Genomic DNA, 16989 nt, shown 5'->3' with positions numbered 1-16989 from the left:
AGTTTTGAATTTGAGAAATTGGGTTTTCTCCTTAGGAAACAGTTCTTTATGAGAACAATGGACTAAATGCCATCTTAGTAGGGGGTTTATTTTTCTCTGACGCCCGAAGGGCGTCTTTTTAGTGCAAACCCCTTACAAAAGAGCCCTTAGAAAAGGTTCTCCTCCAAAACAATTAACTCAAGCAGAAAAAACCCCTCACGAACAGAAACCATAAGAAGGAGCTACCAACTTTCATGAAACTTTGTGCAGGCAAAGGTTCTTGTGGAGCCCCGGGCGGGGTTTGAACCCGCGACCTGCCGCTTACCAAGCGGCCGCTCCACCAGGCTGAGCCACCGGGGCGCCGATGATACGGTGTCGGGAGGGCTTATAAATTTTTCCCTTCCGTGAGTCTCTCGGACAGGCCCTCAAGCACTTCTCGGAAGTTGGCGGCATCAATCCACCTGACCCCCATCTTCTGGGCCCAGGTGAGTATGCCGACATCTGCGGAAACTATGGTCGCATCAAGTTCTTTGGCCAAAAGTATGAGCTCAAAGTCCTCCCTGCTGTCCACTATTCCCTCCCGGAGTGCCTTGCGGTAGTTTCTCCTGAGCTTCTGGATGATCTTGTCAACATCCTCGGTCTCGATGACGCTCTCGCGGACGGCCTTCTCGGCAACTCTTAACCCCTTGTCTATCCTCCGTCTTATGTCGTCAATGAGCTCGTAAACCACAAAGGCAGGAATCTTGATATCGTGGACGTTCGGCGGCTTCTTTATTATGTAGAGCTCGATGTCCGGCAGGAGCTCCTCCCCATCGACGAAGTGCATGACCTCCCTGTAGATGCCCGGCGGCATGTAGAACTCCACCCTGCCAAAGAGCTTCCCTGCGTAACCGAGGAACGTTCTCATCGCCTCGGTCGGGTTGTCCCCGAACTTCTTCCTCACCTCCGGGTTGACAAAGATGCTCGTGTCGAGGACGAACCTCATCGAATCACCACAAGCTTATTTAATCGCGGGAGTTTAAAACGATTGGGTGAAAGCATGAAGGTGGGAGTCGTTTTTGGAGTCAGCGAGCTCGCGAACCCGAAGGTCTTTGAAAAGAAGACCTCGGAGTTCATAACGAACCTCGCGAAGGATTTTGAGGTAGTTGGAGGTTTCTTCGTCTCCACGAAAAAGGACTTCAAGGAGGCGAAGGAGGAGGTCAACTTCAATGAGGTTGATGCAATAGTTCTCTACCCCCTCACCGGTGGTACGGAGGGATCGTTGAAGGAGTTCGCGGTTTACAGGAGACCGATAGTCATCCACGGTGACCCCTTTAACAACTCCCTCGCGGCCGGGATAGAGCTCAGGGAGTACTTCCGCGAGAGGCTTATCCCCTCGACCCTCGTCAAAGACTTCAACGAGCTTAAGGCTGCACTCCTCGGCTACGAGGACATGAAAGAGACCCTGGACAAGTTCCTTCGGATGCGCCTCGGTCTCATTGGAAGGGTTTCCCCTTGGCTTATAAACGAGCGCTTTGAACTTCCCTACACCAGCATAAGCCTCAAGAAGTTCTACGAGTACTATGATAAAGTCACGGACGAGGAGGGCTGGAGCGCCGTCGAGGAAATTGTCTCCAAGGCGGTTGAGATTAAGGAACCCGATAGGATAGCTTTGACCAAGGCCGGGAGGATCTACGTAGCGATAGAGAGAATCCTGAGGGACTACAACTTGGACGGCTTCACCATCGGCTGCTTCGACCTGATAGGGAAGATAGGCTCCACCCCGTGCCTCGCTTTGGCCATGTTCAACGCCCGCGGAATTCCGGCGGCGTGCGAGGGGGAGCTTAACTCCCTTCTCGGCATGATGATAGCGCGGCGCTTCTTTGACAGGCCGGCTTTCATGGGCAACATAGCGGACTACGGCGACGATTATCTCCTTCTCGCCCACTGCACCGCGCCACTCATCGGGCGCTACGTTCTGAGAAGCCACTTCGAGAGCGGAACCGGTGTCGGTGTTGACGTCCAGCTTCCTAAGGGGAGGGCGAGCCTGCTCAAGATACGCGGGAGAAAAGCGGTAGTTGCCGGCGTGGAAGTGGTTGGCCAGGAGCACAGCAACATGCGCTGCAGGACGCAGGTCAAACTCAGACTTGAAAACGCCGTGGACTTCGTGGATGGAACACTGGGGAACCACCATCTACTCGTTTACGTGGATGAGAATGCACTGGCGGATCTTTTGAGTGACCTCGGCTTCGAGGTAATGCTATATTGATTTTCAAATGGGAGAATGGAGGGGCGTTCATTTCCCCTCCACCGAGAGCCTCCTGCCGTAGAACTTAAGACCCAGCCAGGTCGCGATGCCGAGCCCGATCACCACTGGGTTCAGGGTGACCCCGGCAAGGCCAATTGCCCCCACCAGGCCCCGCACCCATCCCTTCAGGCGAGCTTTGTAGAAGCCCGTCAGCGCTATCGCCAGCAGGTACATTACGAAGAGCGTTGCCGCGAGGTAGTAAAGCACCCTCAGGGCGGCAACTGGCGTCCAGTTTGGAACCGTTATGAGGAACATCTCAGGGTGGGTGAAGTAGATGTAGGGGCCGATGTAACCCGCCAGAGCGTACTTCACCGCGTTTATCGCCGTCTTCCAGAAGTCGCCGCCCGCTATCGCGGAACCCGCGTAGCTCGCGAGGGCAACCGGCGGGGTAACGTCGGCGAGGATCCCGAAGTAGAACACGAAGAAGTGGGCCGCGAGCATGGCTATGAGGACGGTGTATCCTGGAACCGGCTGGTTGTACGGGAAGACGTCCCTGACTAGCATGTATATCGCCGGGGCTGCGACAAGGGAGGTTATGATGTAGTTGGCCGTCGTCGGCACACCCATTCCGAGGATCAGGCTGAAAACCATCGTGAGGACGAGGAGCAGCCAGAGGTTCCCACCGGTGAGGTTTATCAGGCGGTAGCCGATGTTGGTGAGCTCGCCGGTCATAGTGAGGACGCCCTGTATGAGGCCTGCCGAGGCGGCCGCCAGCATGACGCTGACGCTGGTCTTTCCTGCGTCTATCATCGCCTCGTAGGTAGCCCTGTACATCATCCTGCCACTGTCCACCGCTGAGCGGTAGCCGACGAGGATGGAGAAGAGTATCCCGAAGACCCCGGTCATCAGGACGATCTGCTCCTTCGTCATGCCGAGATACTTTGTGAGGGCTATGAAAAGCAGGAACAGGGCTGTTATCTGGAACTTCTCGTTGAAGGTGACGCCCTTCCCGACGAGTCCCAGGGCAGTCAGGAGGAGGAACATAGCTACCAGGATAAGCGCGGCCGGTTTGTTGAGCGTACTCCCGGTGAACATCAGCAGTGTTGCCAGCAGGACGATCGCGACGTAGAGCTTCTCGTTTCCATAGATCTCGTCGCGGGAGATCCAGGCCACCCAGATGGCGACGCCGAGGGACGAGATGGCAGCTATCTGAGGCGCTATTCCCCAGACGAGGGCGACGGTGATAACGACGATGGGCAGGAGGATGTAGAGTTTCCTCAGGAAGTATGCCATGGGTTTGAAGGTCTCGGCCGCTATGCCCTTCAGACCCAGCCTCCTGGTCTCGAGGTCAATGAATAGGTAAACGGCCGCGTAATAGACTATGGCCGGAATGACCGCCGCGATTATGATCCTGTTGTAGGGAAGGTTCAGGAACTCCGCCATTATGAACGCCGCGGCGCCCATAATCGGGGGCATCAGCTGACCTCCCGTTGAGGCCACCGGCTCAACCGCCCCCGCTATCTCCGGCGGGTAGCCGGCCTTCTTCATCAGGGGTATGGTGAAGGTCCCCGTCGTCAGGACGTTGGCGACACTCGAACCGCTTACCGTACCCATGAGGGCGCTCGATATGACCGCGGCCTTTGCCGGACCCCCCGGCCTCTTTCCGAAGAGGCTTATCATAAACTCCGTTATGTAGTCGCTGACTCCTATCTTAAGCAGGAAGGCACCGAAGAAAATGAAGGCAAAAACGTAGATCGTCATGACAAAGAACGGGATTCCGAAGATGCCCTCATCAAAGTAGAGCTGCTGGACGAAGCGGGTCCAGTCGTAGTTGATTGCATAGATGCCGTAGAGGAGGAAAACTCCCACGATCGCAGGGAGAACCCATCCAAGAACGCGCCTTGTCGCTTCTATCACCATAATTATCGCCAGCAGGCCGAAGAGGACATCGGTGGTGTTGAGGGTGGAGGTGAGGATGTACCTCTCGTAAACGACGAAAAGGTAGAGCATCGAGATGGCACCAAGGAATCCCATAAGATAGTCGTAGGCAAAGACTTTCCTGAAATACTCCTCCTTCTTCCTTATCGGGTAGAGCAGGAACGTTATTATCATCAGCATTGCCATGACGAAGGCCTCGCCCTGCTTGGGCTGGAAGGTTACTCTGAGGAATTCCAGCTCAATCCCAAGGCGCTGGAAGAGGTCGTAGAGGGTGTAGTTGAAGTTGAATATGAACAGTATTTCGTAAAGGCCTATCAGTACGGCCGCCACCTTAACGACCAGCTCCAGTCTGGGGGGCAACGTCCGGGTTCTCTCTATGACGACCTCCTCCGCGGCGACAACGTCTATGCTTGGCTCCTCAGCCACTTTCACCACCTCCCTATCATCAAACTCGCCAATGGAACGCGCCTTACACGGAACCTGACGACAACCTTCCTGCCCCCATTGGAATCGAGGAGGACGGGTTTGCCATCAACGGTAACGTTGGCGTGGTTTATCGGGATGAACCAGTAGGAAAATTCCCTGCCCAGGTAATCGCGGGTCCTCTTCACATAGAACCCATCGGTTAGGTTCTGCACATCCTCCGGCAGGCCCGCGCCGAAGTCCATCCACCTCATCTCAACGGCGTAGAAGCCGCTTTCGTTGGCGACGAGAATCTCAACTACCGGGCTTCTCTCAACGCTGTGGATGTAGTCGATCTCTATCCTCGAACCGATGGGATATACGTAGGACCTGCCATCGAGGTCTACCTCAATTGCCTTCACCGGGAAAAGCAGGATTAAAACCGCGATGATAATAAAAAAAGAAAGGGCTTTCTTGCTCAAAGAGACCCTCCTCATGGCTTTAAGTCACTGGGCACTTCCTTGCCCTTCTCCTCGTAGTACTTGATCGCTCCCGGGTGGAGTGGAATGCTCATACCGTCGAGGGCGGTGTCGAAGCTTATGTACTTGGCCTTGGCGTGGACCTGCCTGAGCTCGTCAACGTGGTTGAAGAGGAGCTTGGTCATGGCGTAAACAACGTCGTCCGGAACGTCTGCGCTGACGACGAGGATCGCCTTGACCGCGAGTGTGGGGGTGTCCTCGGTCATGCCCTTGTAGGTGTCCTTCGGAAGGGTCTGGGCGACGTAGAAGATGTATCCCTTCTCCTTGAGCTTCTTGAGTATGTCCTCCCCGATTGGAAGAACCCTTACCGGGGTCTGGACTGCTATCTGTTCGATTGCCGGAGTGGGGGCACCGGAAACTATAACCGCCGCATCAATCTGGCCGAGCTTGAGCTGCTGGGCCGCTTCACTGAACTTGAGGTAGACCTTGTCAACGTCGTCCCACACTCCAGCGGCCTCGAGTATCTGCTGGGCGGCAACGGCGGTACCGCTCCCGGCCGCTCCAACCGCGACCTTTCTTCCCTTCAGGTCCTGGAGGCTGTGGATTGGGCTGTTGGCCCTGACGACGAACTGTATGGTCTCCGGGTAGAGGGCCGCTATGCCGCGGAGCTTTTTAACAGGCTTGCCCTTGAACGCCTTTAGGATCGTTCCGTGGTAGGCGTAGTAGGCGACGTCGTTCTGCATTATCGCCGCCTGGGCCCTTCCGTCACCTATGGCCTGGGCGTTGGCAACACTGGCACCGCTGGTGACGGCCCTGGCCTCGATTTTTATGCCCGTCTCCTTTTTGCTGTACTTGTTAAGTATGTTCGCATAGGCGGAGCCGAGCGGGTAGTAAACTCCGCTCGTACCTCCAGTGTATATCTCTATCGAGTAGCTCTCAGTCGGACCGCTGGTCGGGGAGCTGGTCTCGTTGCCGCCACCGATACAGCCGGCCATTATCACGGCAAAGACCAAAACCGCCACCAGCCCTATTGATACAACCCTTCTCATTGCAGTCCACCCTCCGGTTGTGTTGTACATCTATGGCCATGTGGCCATATTAGGATATTGAAGCACGCCCGCTGTTATATAGTTTGCGTTACATTTTCGTAAATCTTTCATAAAAACGCCGGTATCAACTGGCGAATTCTCCGTGGAAGCGGTGCGATTGTGAAACCTATGCGGTGCAAAGCCTTTTAACGTTCTCGGGTATCAATCGGAGGGGTTGCGGATGAAGGTGATAATGACAACCCGGGTTGACCCAGCCTCGATGAACATAATGGGTAAGCTAGTTGAGAACTTCGGTTTTGTTGAAACCGGAGGGGTCTTCGATGGCAACCCGGTTTACAGCAGGGGGGATACCGTCATACTGACGACCAACAACGAGATGATATACTACGACAGCCTCGACGAGGAGATAGAGAAACAGCTCGGCTTCAGGCCGGAGATTATAGCCTTCGCCTCGAGGCACTCGAGCAGGCAGAAGCTCCCGGCTTTAACCACCCACGTGACCGGCAACTGGGGAAAGGCGATGTACGGTGGAAGGGACGAAAGCCTCGCCATTGCGGAACCGGTGGCTATGAAGCTCGCATTACTGAAGATGAACGAGCTGAACGATCTCGGCTGGACGGTCTGTTATGAGGCGACCCACCATGGCCCCACGGAGGTGGACGTCCCGGGCTTCTTCATTGAGATAGGCTCAAGCGAAGAGGAGTGGATCAACGAGAGGGCCGGTGAGATCATAGCCGAGACCATAGTTTATGTCCTCAAAAACTACGAAAGGGCAGACTTTCCGGTGGCGGTTGGAATTGGCGGCGGTCACTACGCGCCGAAACAGACGAAGAGGGCACTCGAGACAGAGATTGCCTTCGGTCACATAGTCCCGAAGTACGCCCATCCGCTGGGCAGGGAGATGCTGCTGAAGGCCATAGAACGAACCTCTCGCGGGGTGGATACCATCTACGTTGACTGGAAGGGTAGCAAAGGTGAGACGAGGCAGCTGGCAAGGAACCTGGCCGAAGAGCTCGGACTGGAGTTCATACGGGATTGAAAAGCGAAATCTTTAAAGATGTTAAGCGGGATTTAAAAATCAGCCTTCGTCCAGCTAGGTTTATATACTCCCTGCCCAAAACTGGGGCGGTGTCAATTTACCGGAGGGTGAAAGCATGCTGAAGCTGATTGAAGACGCCATTGAGAGGACCTCCGCTGGCTCGAAGGGTGTCTCCGAAACCCCTGTGGCCCAGACGGACATTGATGAGGAACTTAAGAAGATCCTCGAGCAGATCCAGGCCAAGATATACGTCGTCGGTGTGGGTGGAGCCGGTTGCAACACCATTAACAGAATGATGCAGGTCGGTATTGAGGGTGCGAAGGTCATAGCCATCAACACCGATGCCCAGGATCTCCTTAAGGTTCGCGCTCACAAGAAGATACTCATAGGTAAGGAACTTACCCGCGGTCTCGGTGCCGGGAACAACCCCAAGATGGGTGAAGAGGCCGCGAGGGAAAGCGAGAGGGAAATCAGGGAGGCCCTTGAGGGGGCAGACATGGTCTTCATCACCTGCGGTCTCGGAGGTGGAACCGGAACCGGCGCCGCCCCGGTGGTTGCAGAGATAGCCAAGAAGATGGGCGCCCTGACCGTTTCAGTGGTCACCCTCCCCTTCACGGTTGAGGGAATAAGGCGCATCAAGAACGCCGAGTACGGCCTTGAAAAGCTCAGGAAGAACAGCGACACGGTCATAGTCATCCCGAACGACAAGCTCATGGAGGTGGCCCCGAACCTCCCGATCCACATGGCATTTAAAGTTGCGGATGAGATACTCGTCCAGGCGGTTAAAGGCATAACCGAGCTCATCACCAAGCCTGGACTGGTTAACCTCGACTTCAACGATGTTAGGGCAGTTATGAAGGACGGCGGCGTTGCGATGATAGGCATCGGCGAGAGCGACAGCGAGAAGCGCGCCCTTGAGGCTGCTCAGCAGGCTTTGAACAGCCCGCTCCTCGACGTCGACATAAGCGGCGCCAAGGGTGCTCTGATAAGCATAAGCGGAAGCGACGTCAAGCTCGAGGAGGCCCAGCAGATAATCGAACTCGTCACGAGCAAGCTCGATCCCGAGGCCCAGGTCATCTGGGGAATCCAGCTCGACGAGGAGCTTGGTAAAACCATAAGAATCCTCCTCGTTGTCACGGGCGTCAGCTCGCCCTACGCGGTTGCGGAGGAGGAGGAAAGGCCTTACTTCGGTGAGGAGGAGAGGAAGGTTATCAGGCTCGACCTGGACGAGCTCTGATCATTTCTATTTCAAAAGCAGGGGTGAGAGTCGTGGCGAACGTTATAGAAAAGCTTAAAAATTTCTTCGCGGAGTCGCGGAGGGTTCTGATGGTCACGAAGAAGCCGGGGCCCAAGGAGTTCAAGCTGGCCGTTAAGGTAACCGGCCTGGGAATGCTCCTCATAGGGTCCATCGGCCTCATAATCCGCCTGGTGGGTTATCTCATCACCGGGCAGTGATAGAAATGGTGATGGGGATGAGCGACGGCAGGATATTCACAGTGCGCGTCACCGTTGGCCAGGAGGAGACCACATCAAAGCTGATATACAGCAAGGTTAAAACCTACAACCTTCCGGTATACGCAATCCTTGCCCCCTCCAGGGTTAAGGGATACATCTTCGTTGAGGCACCAAGTAAGAGCGCCGTCGACGAGGCCATCAAAGGCATACGCCACGCCAAGGGAACGCTTCCGGGAGAGGTCAAATTCGAGGAGATAGAGCACTTCCTCGAGGAGAAGCCCGCTGTGAGTGGCTTCGAGCCAGGGGACATCGTTGAGCTCATCGCCGGCCCGTTCAAGGGCGAGAAGGCGAAGGTCGTCAGGGTTGATGAGAGCAAGGACGAAATAGTAGTGGAGCTCATAGGCTCCATCGTCCCCATTCCGGTCACGGTGAGGGGCGAATACGTTAGACTTATAAGCAAACGCCAGAAGGAGTGAAGGAATCATCCAGAGGTGAGAAAGATGGCACAGGTTGTTGAGGTGCTCGTTGAGGGAGGAAGGGCCTCACCCGGACCGCCGCTCGGTCCAGCTATCGGTCCTCTCGGACTCAACGTCAAACAGGTAGTCGACGAGATAAACAAAGCCACCAAGGACTTCGAGGGTATGCAGGTCCCCGTGAGGATCATAGTCACCGACCCCAAAAAGAAGACCTTCGTGATCGAGGTCGGCATTCCCCCGACAAGCCAGCTCATAAAGAAGGAACTCGGCATTCCCAAGGGTTCAAGTGAGGCCGGACACAGTCCCGTCGGGGACCTGACCATGGAGCAGGTCGTCAGGATAGCCAAGATGAAGATTGATCAGATGCTCTCGCCGACCCTCAAGGAGGCATCCAAAGAGGTCATAGGCACCGCCCTCAGCATGGGCGTCACAGTCGAGGGCAAGGACCCCAGGGAAGTCCAGAGGGAGATTGACGAGGGGCTCTACGACGAGATTTTTGAGAAAGCCGAGGAGTGAGGGAAAAGTTTAAAAATCCCTCCTTTTACGCATCTTTGACTTTTTCGGCTTAAATCAAAACCGAAAGGAGGGCTGTAAATGGCCTATGACAGGCAGAAACTCCTGGAAGCGGTGAAGGAGGCGAAGGCCCGGGCTAAGCCGCGCAACTTCACACAGACCGTCGAGATGGCAGTCAACCTCAAGGACATTGACCTCCGCAAGCCGGAGAACAGGTTCAAGCTTGAGGTTGTGCTGCCCCACGGTCGTGGGAAAGAACCGAAGATCGCGGTCATCGCTGATGGTGCCGTTGCCGAGGCGGCTAAAAAGCTCGGGCTTGATGTGATTAGTGGAGAGCAGCTTGAGGAGCTCGCAAAGAACCCGAGACAGGCACGGAAGCTGGCGAAGAACTACGACTTCTTCATTGCCGCGGCTCCGCTGATGCCGAAGATCGGTAGGTACCTCGGTAGGTACCTCGGTCCGAGGAACAAGATGCCAGTTGTCGTTCCGCCGACGATGACCAACCTTGAGCCCATAGTGAACAAGCTTAGGAAGACCGTCAGGATACAGCTCAAGAACAACCCCGTCATACACGCTCCTATAGGCACCGAGGACATGGACGACGAGAAGCTCGCCGAGAACGCCGAGGCGGTTCTCAACGCGATACTCAACAAGCTTGAGCGCGGCGAGAACCAGGTGAAGTCAGTGTACATCAAGACCACCATGGGACCGGCCATCAAGGTGGAGAGGTGAGGGAAATGGCCCACGTAGCCGAGTGGAAAAAGAAGGAAGTTGAAGAGCTCACCAAGATCATCAAGAGCCACCCAGTGATAGCGCTCGTTGACGTGGCCGGCGTCCCCGCTTATCCGCTTAGCAAGATGCGTGACAAACTCCGCGGCAAAGCGCTCCTCAGGGTCAGCAGGAATACTCTCATCGAACTCGCCATTAAGAGGGCAGCGAAGGAGCTCAACAAACCCGAGCTCGAGAAGCTCGTTGACCACATCCAGGGTGGGGCCGGAATACTCGCCACCGAGATGAACCCCTTCAAGCTCTACAAGCTCCTCGAGGAGAGCAAGACCCCGGCCCCGGCCAAGGCCGGTGCGGTCGTTCCGCACGACGTCGTCATCCCGGCCGGACCGACCTCACTCGCGCCGGGTCCGCTCGTCGGTGAGATGCAGGCCCTTGGTATTCCGGCGAGGATCGAGAAGGGCAAGGTCAGCATACAGAAGGACTACACCGTCCTCAAGGCAGGTGAGGTAATAACCGACCAGCTCGCCAGGATCCTGAACGCGCTCGGCATCGAGCCGCTCGAGGTCGGTCTCAACCTCCTCGCGGCCTACGAGGACGGCATAGTCTACACTCCAGAGGTTCTTGCCATCGACGAGAACGAGTACATCAACATGCTCCAGAAGGCTTACATGCACGCCTTCAACCTGTCGGTCAACACCGCCTATCCGACCAAGCAGACCATCGAGGCGATCATCCAGAAGGCCTTCCTCGGGGCCAAGAACGTTGCAGTCGAGGCTGGCTACGTCACGCCCGAAACAATCGAGGAGATCTTTGGCAGGGCCCTTCGTGCAGTCCTGCTCATAGCCCAGAACCTGCCTGAAGAGTTACTTGACGAGAAGACCAAAGAGCTTTTAAACGCCCAGGCACAAGTGACAGTCGCGGCCCCTCAGCCGGCTGAGGAGAAGGTTGAGGAGGCCGAGGAAGAGGAGGAAGAGGAAGAGGCCAGCGAAGAGGACGCGCTCGCGGGACTGGGCGCGCTCTTCGGCTGATTTCCAGTTTCCCGTATCCCATACAGATGTTAAATGGATTGAAAATGAGGATGATCGGAGGTGTGAAAGATGGAGTACGTATATGCCGCTCTGCTGCTCCACGCCGCTGGCAAGGAGATAAACGAGGAGAACCTTAAGAAGGTCCTTGAGGCCGCCGGGATTACCCCCGATGAGGCCAGGATAAAGGCCCTCGTTGCAGCGCTCGAGGGCGTCAACATCGACGAGGTCATAGAGAAGGCCGCCATGCCGGTTGCCGCCCCGGTTGCAGTCGCCGCTGTCCCGGCAGAGGCTCCGGCCGAGGCCGCTCAGGAGGAGGAAGAGGAAGAAGAGGAAGAGGAGGCCAGCGAGGAGGAGGCCCTCGCCGGTCTTGGCGCCCTCTTCGGCTGAACCCTCTTCCCTTTTCTTTCAAACTTTGCCTTCGCAAAGTTTGATCAAAGTTTGTGGTTCCCCCTAAATCGTCAGTTTGAGTGGATTCCACTGAAAAACACTGGGATAAATCTTGAATTCTATCATTGTTAACTCGCGTTTTGGCAGGAGTTCAACTTTAACAGACGCCCGAAGGGCGTCAAAGGATGGGAACTCTCTGGAGAAGAGCATTAATGAGAGAATTCAACCATAGAATTGCTAGGGAGATGCGAGGAATCCCCCTACATTTTAACATTTCAAAACAGTCGACAATTTTCCGCCAGCGCTTTGCGAAGCAAGGGCGATAAGGGGGTGTGGGGGCGTTAGCCCCCAAACAACCTTTTCTGGCGAAAAGCTTGACCAAAAATCTTTCACTGCAAAAGGGATCCAGCAATGCCTCGTGCACGTTAAAATAGTCACGTTCGGAAAGAGGTTGTATCCATAACTGCTCCCTTGTAAGCGTTTCACTCCTGAAACGGCGTCCTTCGGACGCCAACAATAAGGGTGAAACTGGTTGGAGGGCTTGCGTGAGGGCTCAAACCCGCAATCAGGATTGGCAAGTAAGAGTGCACACAAACTCCCTCCACAATCTCCAGAAGTTAAAAGCATTTGATCAAACTTTTCCCCAGAAAAGTTTGCTATGGCGGGCCCGGCGGGATTCGAACCCGCGACTACCGGCTCCGAAGGCCGGCGCCATATCCTCTAGGCCACGGGCCCTCGGAAGTGTTTTAAGGGCTGACAAAATAAAGCTTGCGGTGGTGGGATGATACTCCCGGACTGGAAAATCAGGAAGGAGATTCTCATTGAACCCTTCAACGAAAAGTCCCTTCAACCGGCAGGTTACGATCTGCGCGTTGGGAAAGAGGCTTATATAGACGGCGAGCTCATCAACGTGGAGAAAAATGGAGGTGTCGTAATTCCCCCCAGGACCCATGCCCTAATTCTAACCCTCGAGCGCGTTAAACTTCCAGACGATGTTATGGGGGATATGAGGCTCAGAAGCAGTCTCGCGAGGGAAGGCCTCCTCGGTTCCTTCGCATGGGTTGACCCGGGATGGGACGGCAACCTCACCCTGATGATCGTCAACGCTTCGAAGGAACCCGTTGAGCTGGATTACGGAGAGCGCTTTGTCCAGATAGCGTTTATACGTCTTGAGGGTCCAGCAAAAAACCCCTATCGCGGCAGCTACCAGGGGAGTCAGCGCATAGTCCTCTCAAAGAGGAGAGCCGATGGGTAATCCCGGGGAACCAGGAGAGGGGGGTTGGAGCTGGAAAGTCTCCCCAGGACCCTCCTTCGAGGTAGTTACCTCCCCTTCCAGGTTGATGCTGCTTTTGGAGGGTGGAAATCCCTCTATTTACCGAAAGGTTTATATACCTCCAATCCCTAAAAGAAAACCGAGAATATCTTTAAGGAGGTGTTGTGAATGGCCGAGTTGCCGATTGCCCCGATTGACAGGCTTATAAGGAAGGCTGGCGCCGAGAGGGTCAGTGAGGACGCCGCCAGGGTCCTCGCCGAGTACCTCGAGGAGTACGCTATTGAAGTTGCCAGGAAGGCCAACGAGTTCGCCAGGCACGCTGGCAGGAAGACCGTTAAGGCCGAGGACATCAAGCTCGCCATCAAGAGCTGATGATCTCTTTTCTACCCATTTCTGAACCGTTACCGTTTTAAATCGCTTCTCGCGGCTTCCATCATGCCAGAGATAGCCGTCAGGATGACCAAGCGCAACCACAATGCCTTCGTCCACCTCCTCGGTGCCTTAGAGAGTCAGGGCTTCGACCTAAGCGAACTGCTCATAACGAAGGACTTCGGCGAGATCCTCAGGGCAAAGCCGAGGGTGGTTCTCTACTCCTTTTTCACCGAGGAGATATGGGGTTCCCTGCCGGAAGAAGTTAGACTGCTCAAAGAGAGGGGGGCGCTCTTGATAGCGGGCGGCTATCACGCGATAGCGATGCCTAAACACACTCTAAAGCTCGGCTTTGATATTGCCGTTATCGGCGAGGGGGAGGAGGTTCTCTATCAGCTTTTAACAACGCTCAAAAAAACCGACTATAAAATAACCGGGGATCTCCTCAACATCAGGGGACTTGCCTCCTACATCAACGGCGAATTTACCTTCACCGGCTTCGCTAAAGTGGAAGACTTCTGGCGCTTTCCGCCATACCCGGAATCGATAAGGCTGATTTCACCGATAGAAATCAGCAGGGGCTGTCCCTTCGGCTGCTACTACTGTCAAACGCCATACATCAAGGGGTTCAGGATGAGGCACAGGCCGATTGACCAGATAGTGAAGTACTCGCGCAGGATGAAGGACATGCGCTACATAACGCCCAACGCCTTCGCCTACGGCTCCCCTGGCGCGATACTCAAACTAAACAAGCTCGAAGCCCTCCTCAAAGCGCTCCAGCCTCTGAGGAAAGAAGGCAGGAGGCTCTTCTACGGCACCTTTCCGAGCGAGGTAAGGCCGGAGTTCGTCCTGCCGGAGACGCTGGAACTCCTCATCGACTATGCGGACAACAGGCGCCTGGCAATAGGAGCGCAGAGCGGCGACGATGCAATGCTGAAGGCGATGCACCGGCTTCACAGAATCGAGCACGTTAAAAGGGCGGTGGAGTACATGCTTGACTACGGCTTTGAGCCTGTTGTGGATTTCATCGTGGGACTGCCAAATGAAAGTGAGGAAAGCCAGAGGAAGAGCATCGAGCTGATGAAGTGGGTTATGGACAAGGGGGGAAAGGTGAGGGCCCACTACTTCATGCCACTGCCCGGGACGCCGTGGTCCCGCTGCAAACCTTCTCCCCTGAGCGAGGAGATGAAGCGCTTTTTAGGACGGATGGCGGCGAAGGGCAAAATCGAGGGTTCGTGGGGCAACCAGATGGAGCTTTCGAGGAAGCTGCAGAGGCTGATGGACGAGTTCTACGAGGAGCCTATGAGCCACACAGTTCCGGTGAGAGACGTCTGCCGGCGTTAGGCTTTTACGTCTTTCTTCCAATACCCAACCGGGTGGGAAGATGTCTAAGTGGCTCCTGCCGGCGGTTTCGGTTGGGTTTTTCCTCGCCTTCTCATACCTCGCGTGGGGAATCTCAGGTCTCATCTCCTCGGCCATGCTATCCGTGATAATCCTGCTCTCAGTATCAAGCCCGAAGAGGGCTGGGATGCTCTTCTACTTCTTCATCGGCTTCCTCGCGGGCTTCGCCGTGGCCATAGTGATAGGCGTTAAGACGAACGCAACCGGATGGAAATCTGCCGTCCTGATTTCCCTGCCGTTTCTCGGGGCGTTAACAGCGCTGCTCTACGGGAGGAAGAAGGACTATCTCAGCTGGCCCCTCTTCGGCTTTAGGTACAAACTCTGAAGGCATGCCAATAAGCTTATAACTGCATCCAATGGTTATCCAACCGACGGCGAAATGTACGCCGAAAACTATAAAAGATTCCTGGAGCTTATAGACAGACTGCGAGAGTTTGAGGGTGCCCTCATAGTGGAGGGCATGCGAGACGAGGTGGCTCTGAGGAATCTGGGGGTCAGGGCGGAGATAATAAGGCTCTCACGCCTGCCTTTGAGTGAGGTCGCACTCATCGCGTCATCCTATAAAGAGGTCATCATACTCACGGACTTCGACAGAAAGGGTGAAGAACTCGCGGGGAAGCTCCTCCAGTATCTGGAGGGCTATCCCTCTCGGGTTGATTCAGAGACACGCAGGGAACTGAGGAAGCTGGTCAAAAAGGACATCAAAGGGGTGGAAGATCTCTACGGCCTCTACCTCAAAATCTCCGTTTCTGACCCCGCTCCGGAGGGGATTCGATGAAGAGGAAGAAAACAGTACTGCACCACATTTTGGCTGAAAAGCAGAAGTTTGAAAAAAGGAAAGAGGGTGGTGGCATGTCTGCCAAGGATGAGTTTGGAACGACCAAGTACGTGATCTACGCGGAGTTCGAGGCCAACGGAATCGTCGAACGGCCCGACGTTGTCGGTGCAATCTTTGGCCAGACGGAGGGTCTTCTCGGTGACGATCTGGACCTCAGGGAGCTCCAGAAGACGGGTAGGATAGGCAGAATAAGGGTCGAGGTTCACACCAAAGCTGGAAAGACCTACGGAACGATAACCGTTCCCTCAAGCCTCGACAGGGTCGAAACGGCCATTCTGGCGGCCGCGCTCGAGACAATAGACCGCGTTGGCCCCGCCGAGGCCAAGATAAGGGTTCTCCGCATTGAGGACGTCAGGGCAACCAAGAGGAAGTACATCATAGAGAGGGCCAAGGAAATCCTCGAGAAGCTGATGGACCAGGAGATACCTGAAACCCAGGAGCTGACAGAGGAGGTCAAGAAGGCGGTAAGGGCTAAGGAGCTCATAGAATACGGCCCGGAGAAGCTCCCGGCCGGTCCTCACGTGCCGTTCTCCGACTCGATCATAGTCGTCGAGGGTAGAGCGGACGTTCTCAACCTGCTCAAGCACGGCATAAAGAACGCGATAGCGGTCGAGGGAACCTCGATTCCCGAGACCATAATCAAGCTCAGCAAGGAGCGCATAGTGACGACCTTCACAGACGGAGATCGCGGCGGTGAGCTCATCCTCAAGGAGCTCCTCCAGGTCGCGGATGTGGACTACGTTGCAAGGGCTCCCGAGGGCAAGGAGGTCGAGGAACTCACCAAAAAGGAGATAGTCAAGTCCCTCAGGAGCAAGGTTCCGGCGGAGCAGGTGATAACGGAGATATTCTACAAGGGCAGGAACTTCTACGACGTAATCAGGGAGAAGGAGCGCGAGAAGGAGAAGGCCACCACTCCTCAGACCCAGTCCCAGCAGGCACCCCAGGTTCAGAAGGTGGAGGAGCGCAGAGCTGAGAGGGTTGAGAAGGTGGAGCCGAAGAAAGAGGAGCGCATAATCCGCCCGATACAGAAACCGACATCGAGTGAGCTTGACGAGTTCAAGGAGTTCATAGAGCGGGTAAAAAGCGGCAAGGAATCCACAGCGATACTCCTGGACGAGAGCAGGAACGTCATAGCAGAGATTCCAGTCAGGGAACTCACCAACCAGCTGAAGGAGCGCAAGGACGTCTACGCGGTGGTATTCAACGGCGTTATAACCCAGAGGCTTATCGACACCGTCAGCGAGACCGGCGTCCGCTATCTGATCGGCGCGAGGAAGTACAACGTCGTCAGAAGGCCGGTCAACCTCAAGATAGTCACCTTCGCGGAGTAAACCCCTCTTCTCCGCTTTTCCTTTCTGAAGTGCACGTTGAAGGACTAACCTTTATAACTTCCCCCTCTCTTCTCTC

19 protein-coding genes and 2 tRNA genes are annotated in these 16989 nt (G+C 55.3%); 15 read left to right on the top strand and 6 right to left on the bottom strand.

The window, feature by feature from the left end; all coding sequences use genetic code 11:
- Window positions 1-262: 262 nt before the first annotated feature.
- Window positions 263-339 (bottom strand) — tRNA-Thr (locus MV985_RS00365).
- A gap of 25 nt (window positions 340-364) precedes the next feature.
- On the bottom strand, window positions 365-964 hold the full coding sequence (locus tag MV985_RS00360; protein ID WP_297457952.1) for an RNA ligase partner protein: 600 nt from the start codon (window positions 962-964) through the stop codon (window positions 365-367).
- A 54-nt stretch (window positions 965-1018) separates the two neighbouring features.
- On the opposite strand from MV985_RS00360, the gene MV985_RS00355 reads away from it, so the two are divergent.
- Entirely contained in the window at window positions 1019-2227 is a 1209-nt protein-coding gene (locus MV985_RS00355) for a hypothetical protein (protein ID WP_297457950.1), read from the top strand.
- Window positions 2228-2254: 27 nt separating this feature from the next.
- Here the strand turns inward: MV985_RS00355 and MV985_RS00350 are convergent, their stop codons facing one another.
- The 3 genes from MV985_RS00350 to MV985_RS00340 all read right to left on the bottom strand — a co-directional run bounded on the left by MV985_RS00350 (window position 2255) and on the right by MV985_RS00340 (window position 6074).
- Entirely contained in the window at window positions 2255-4570 is a 2316-nt protein-coding gene (locus MV985_RS00350) for a TRAP transporter fused permease subunit (RefSeq protein ID WP_297457948.1), read from the bottom strand.
- 2 nt (window positions 4571-4572) lie between these two features.
- A complete protein-coding gene (locus MV985_RS00345; RefSeq protein ID WP_297457946.1) occupies window positions 4573-4968 on the bottom strand; it encodes a DUF1850 domain-containing protein in 396 nt (131 codons plus the stop codon).
- A gap of 71 nt (window positions 4969-5039) precedes the next feature.
- Entirely contained in the window at window positions 5040-6074 is a 1035-nt protein-coding gene (locus MV985_RS00340; RefSeq protein ID WP_297457944.1) for a TAXI family TRAP transporter solute-binding subunit, read from the bottom strand.
- Between the two features lie 220 nt (window positions 6075-6294).
- Here MV985_RS00340 and MV985_RS00335 point away from each other — a divergent pair, with 220 nt between their 5' ends.
- The 8 genes from MV985_RS00335 (at window position 6295) to rpl12p (ending at window position 11701) form a co-directional block, all read left to right on the top strand.
- A complete protein-coding gene (locus MV985_RS00335) occupies window positions 6295-7113 on the top strand; it encodes a D-aminoacyl-tRNA deacylase (protein ID WP_297457966.1) in 819 nt (272 codons plus the stop codon).
- Window positions 7114-7228: 115 nt separating this feature from the next.
- Window positions 7229-8350, top strand: coding sequence for a cell division protein FtsZ (ftsZ, locus tag MV985_RS00330; protein ID WP_297457942.1), 1122 nt, complete (start codon window positions 7229-7231; stop codon window positions 8348-8350).
- Between the two features lie 32 nt (window positions 8351-8382).
- Window positions 8383-8568 carry a protein translocase SEC61 complex subunit gamma gene (locus MV985_RS00325; protein ID WP_297457940.1) on the top strand — a complete coding sequence of 62 codons (186 nt, stop codon included), beginning with the start codon at window positions 8383-8385 and terminating at the stop codon, window positions 8566-8568.
- A 17-nt stretch (window positions 8569-8585) separates the two neighbouring features.
- Window positions 8586-9044, top strand: a complete 459-nt coding sequence (locus MV985_RS00320; protein WP_297457964.1) for a transcription elongation factor Spt5 — start codon at window positions 8586-8588, stop codon at window positions 9042-9044.
- Window positions 9045-9068: 24 nt separating this feature from the next.
- Window positions 9069-9560, top strand: a complete 492-nt coding sequence (locus MV985_RS00315; RefSeq protein WP_297457939.1) for a 50S ribosomal protein L11 — start codon at window positions 9069-9071, stop codon at window positions 9558-9560.
- A gap of 78 nt (window positions 9561-9638) precedes the next feature.
- The gene (locus MV985_RS00310; RefSeq protein ID WP_297457937.1) at window positions 9639-10289 is read left to right on the top strand and encodes a 50S ribosomal protein L1; all 651 of its coding nucleotides are present in this window, start codon (window positions 9639-9641) and stop codon (window positions 10287-10289) included.
- Window positions 10290-10294: 5 nt separating this feature from the next.
- Entirely contained in the window at window positions 10295-11314 is a 1020-nt protein-coding gene (locus MV985_RS00305) for a 50S ribosomal protein L10 (protein WP_297457962.1), read from the top strand.
- A gap of 69 nt (window positions 11315-11383) precedes the next feature.
- Window positions 11384-11701 carry a 50S ribosomal protein P1 gene (rpl12p, locus tag MV985_RS00300; protein WP_297457935.1) on the top strand — a complete coding sequence of 106 codons (318 nt, stop codon included), beginning with the start codon at window positions 11384-11386 and terminating at the stop codon, window positions 11699-11701.
- Between the two features lie 659 nt (window positions 11702-12360).
- Here rpl12p and MV985_RS00295 read toward each other — a convergent pair.
- A tRNA-Arg gene (locus tag MV985_RS00295) sits at window positions 12361-12436 on the bottom strand.
- A 46-nt stretch (window positions 12437-12482) separates the two neighbouring features.
- Between MV985_RS00295 and dcd the strand changes: the two genes are divergently transcribed.
- The 6 genes from dcd to dnaG all read left to right on the top strand — a co-directional run bounded on the left by dcd (window position 12483) and on the right by dnaG (window position 16913).
- Window positions 12483-12956 (top strand): dCTP deaminase, encoded by a 474-nt coding sequence (dcd, locus tag MV985_RS00290; protein ID WP_297457933.1) that lies wholly within the window; start codon window positions 12483-12485, stop codon window positions 12954-12956.
- A gap of 186 nt (window positions 12957-13142) precedes the next feature.
- Entirely contained in the window at window positions 13143-13346 is a 204-nt protein-coding gene (gene hpkA, locus MV985_RS00285; protein ID WP_297457931.1) for an archaeal histone HpkA, read from the top strand.
- 63 nt (window positions 13347-13409) lie between these two features.
- Complete coding sequence (locus tag MV985_RS00280) at window positions 13410-14687, top strand: TIGR04013 family B12-binding domain/radical SAM domain-containing protein (protein WP_297457929.1); 1278 nt, start codon at window positions 13410-13412, stop codon at window positions 14685-14687.
- 40 nt (window positions 14688-14727) lie between these two features.
- Window positions 14728-15069: a hypothetical protein gene (locus MV985_RS00275; protein ID WP_297457927.1), complete on the top strand. Its 342-nt coding sequence runs from the start codon at window positions 14728-14730 to the stop codon at window positions 15067-15069.
- A gap of 54 nt (window positions 15070-15123) precedes the next feature.
- Window positions 15124-15522: a toprim domain-containing protein gene (locus MV985_RS00270; protein WP_297457925.1), complete on the top strand. Its 399-nt coding sequence runs from the start codon at window positions 15124-15126 to the stop codon at window positions 15520-15522.
- Window positions 15519-16913: a DNA primase DnaG gene (gene dnaG, locus MV985_RS00265; protein WP_297457923.1), complete on the top strand. Its 1395-nt coding sequence runs from the start codon at window positions 15519-15521 to the stop codon at window positions 16911-16913. Before MV985_RS00270 ends, dnaG begins: the two co-directional genes overlap by 4 nt.
- The last annotated feature ends 76 nt before the right edge of the window (window positions 16914-16989 follow it).

Source organism: Thermococcus sp., from assembly GCF_027012695.1.
Lineage (GTDB): Archaea > Methanobacteriota_B > Thermococci > Thermococcales > Thermococcaceae > Thermococcus.
The sequence above is the reverse complement of the archived record's forward strand: the minus strand, read 5'-3'. Positions and strand labels throughout refer to the sequence as shown.

Bases quoted from the DNA above. Each gene is read 5' to 3' on its own strand.
- MV985_RS00305 (WP_297457962.1), top strand. From the start codon at position 10,295: ATGGCCCACGTAGCCGAGTGGAAAAAGAAGGAAGTTGAAGAGCTCACC.
- ftsZ (WP_297457942.1), top strand. From the start codon at position 7,229: ATGCTGAAGCTGATTGAAGACGCCATTGAGAGGACCTCCGCTGGCTCG.
- MV985_RS00340 (WP_297457944.1), bottom strand. From the start codon at position 6,074: ATGAGAAGGGTTGTATCAATAGGGCTGGTGGCGGTTTTGGTCTTTGCC.
- MV985_RS00335 (WP_297457966.1), top strand. From the start codon at position 6,295: ATGAAGGTGATAATGACAACCCGGGTTGACCCAGCCTCGATGAACATA.
- MV985_RS00355 (WP_297457950.1), top strand. From the start codon at position 1,019: ATGAAGGTGGGAGTCGTTTTTGGAGTCAGCGAGCTCGCGAACCCGAAG.
- dnaG (WP_297457923.1), top strand. From the start codon at position 15,519: ATGAAGAGGAAGAAAACAGTACTGCACCACATTTTGGCTGAAAAGCAG.
- MV985_RS00315 (WP_297457939.1), top strand. From the start codon at position 9,069: ATGGCACAGGTTGTTGAGGTGCTCGTTGAGGGAGGAAGGGCCTCACCC.
- MV985_RS00360 (WP_297457952.1), bottom strand. From the start codon at position 964: ATGAGGTTCGTCCTCGACACGAGCATCTTTGTCAACCCGGAGGTGAGG.
- MV985_RS00320 (WP_297457964.1), top strand. From the start codon at position 8,586: ATGAGCGACGGCAGGATATTCACAGTGCGCGTCACCGTTGGCCAGGAG.
- MV985_RS00275 (WP_297457927.1), top strand. From the start codon at position 14,728: ATGTCTAAGTGGCTCCTGCCGGCGGTTTCGGTTGGGTTTTTCCTCGCC.
- MV985_RS00310 (WP_297457937.1), top strand. From the start codon at position 9,639: ATGGCCTATGACAGGCAGAAACTCCTGGAAGCGGTGAAGGAGGCGAAG.
- dcd (WP_297457933.1), top strand. From the start codon at position 12,483: ATGATACTCCCGGACTGGAAAATCAGGAAGGAGATTCTCATTGAACCC.
- hpkA (WP_297457931.1), top strand. From the start codon at position 13,143: ATGGCCGAGTTGCCGATTGCCCCGATTGACAGGCTTATAAGGAAGGCT.
- MV985_RS00280 (WP_297457929.1), top strand. From the start codon at position 13,410: ATGCCAGAGATAGCCGTCAGGATGACCAAGCGCAACCACAATGCCTTC.
- MV985_RS00270 (WP_297457925.1), top strand. From the start codon at position 15,124: ATGTACGCCGAAAACTATAAAAGATTCCTGGAGCTTATAGACAGACTG.
- rpl12p (WP_297457935.1), top strand. From the start codon at position 11,384: ATGGAGTACGTATATGCCGCTCTGCTGCTCCACGCCGCTGGCAAGGAG.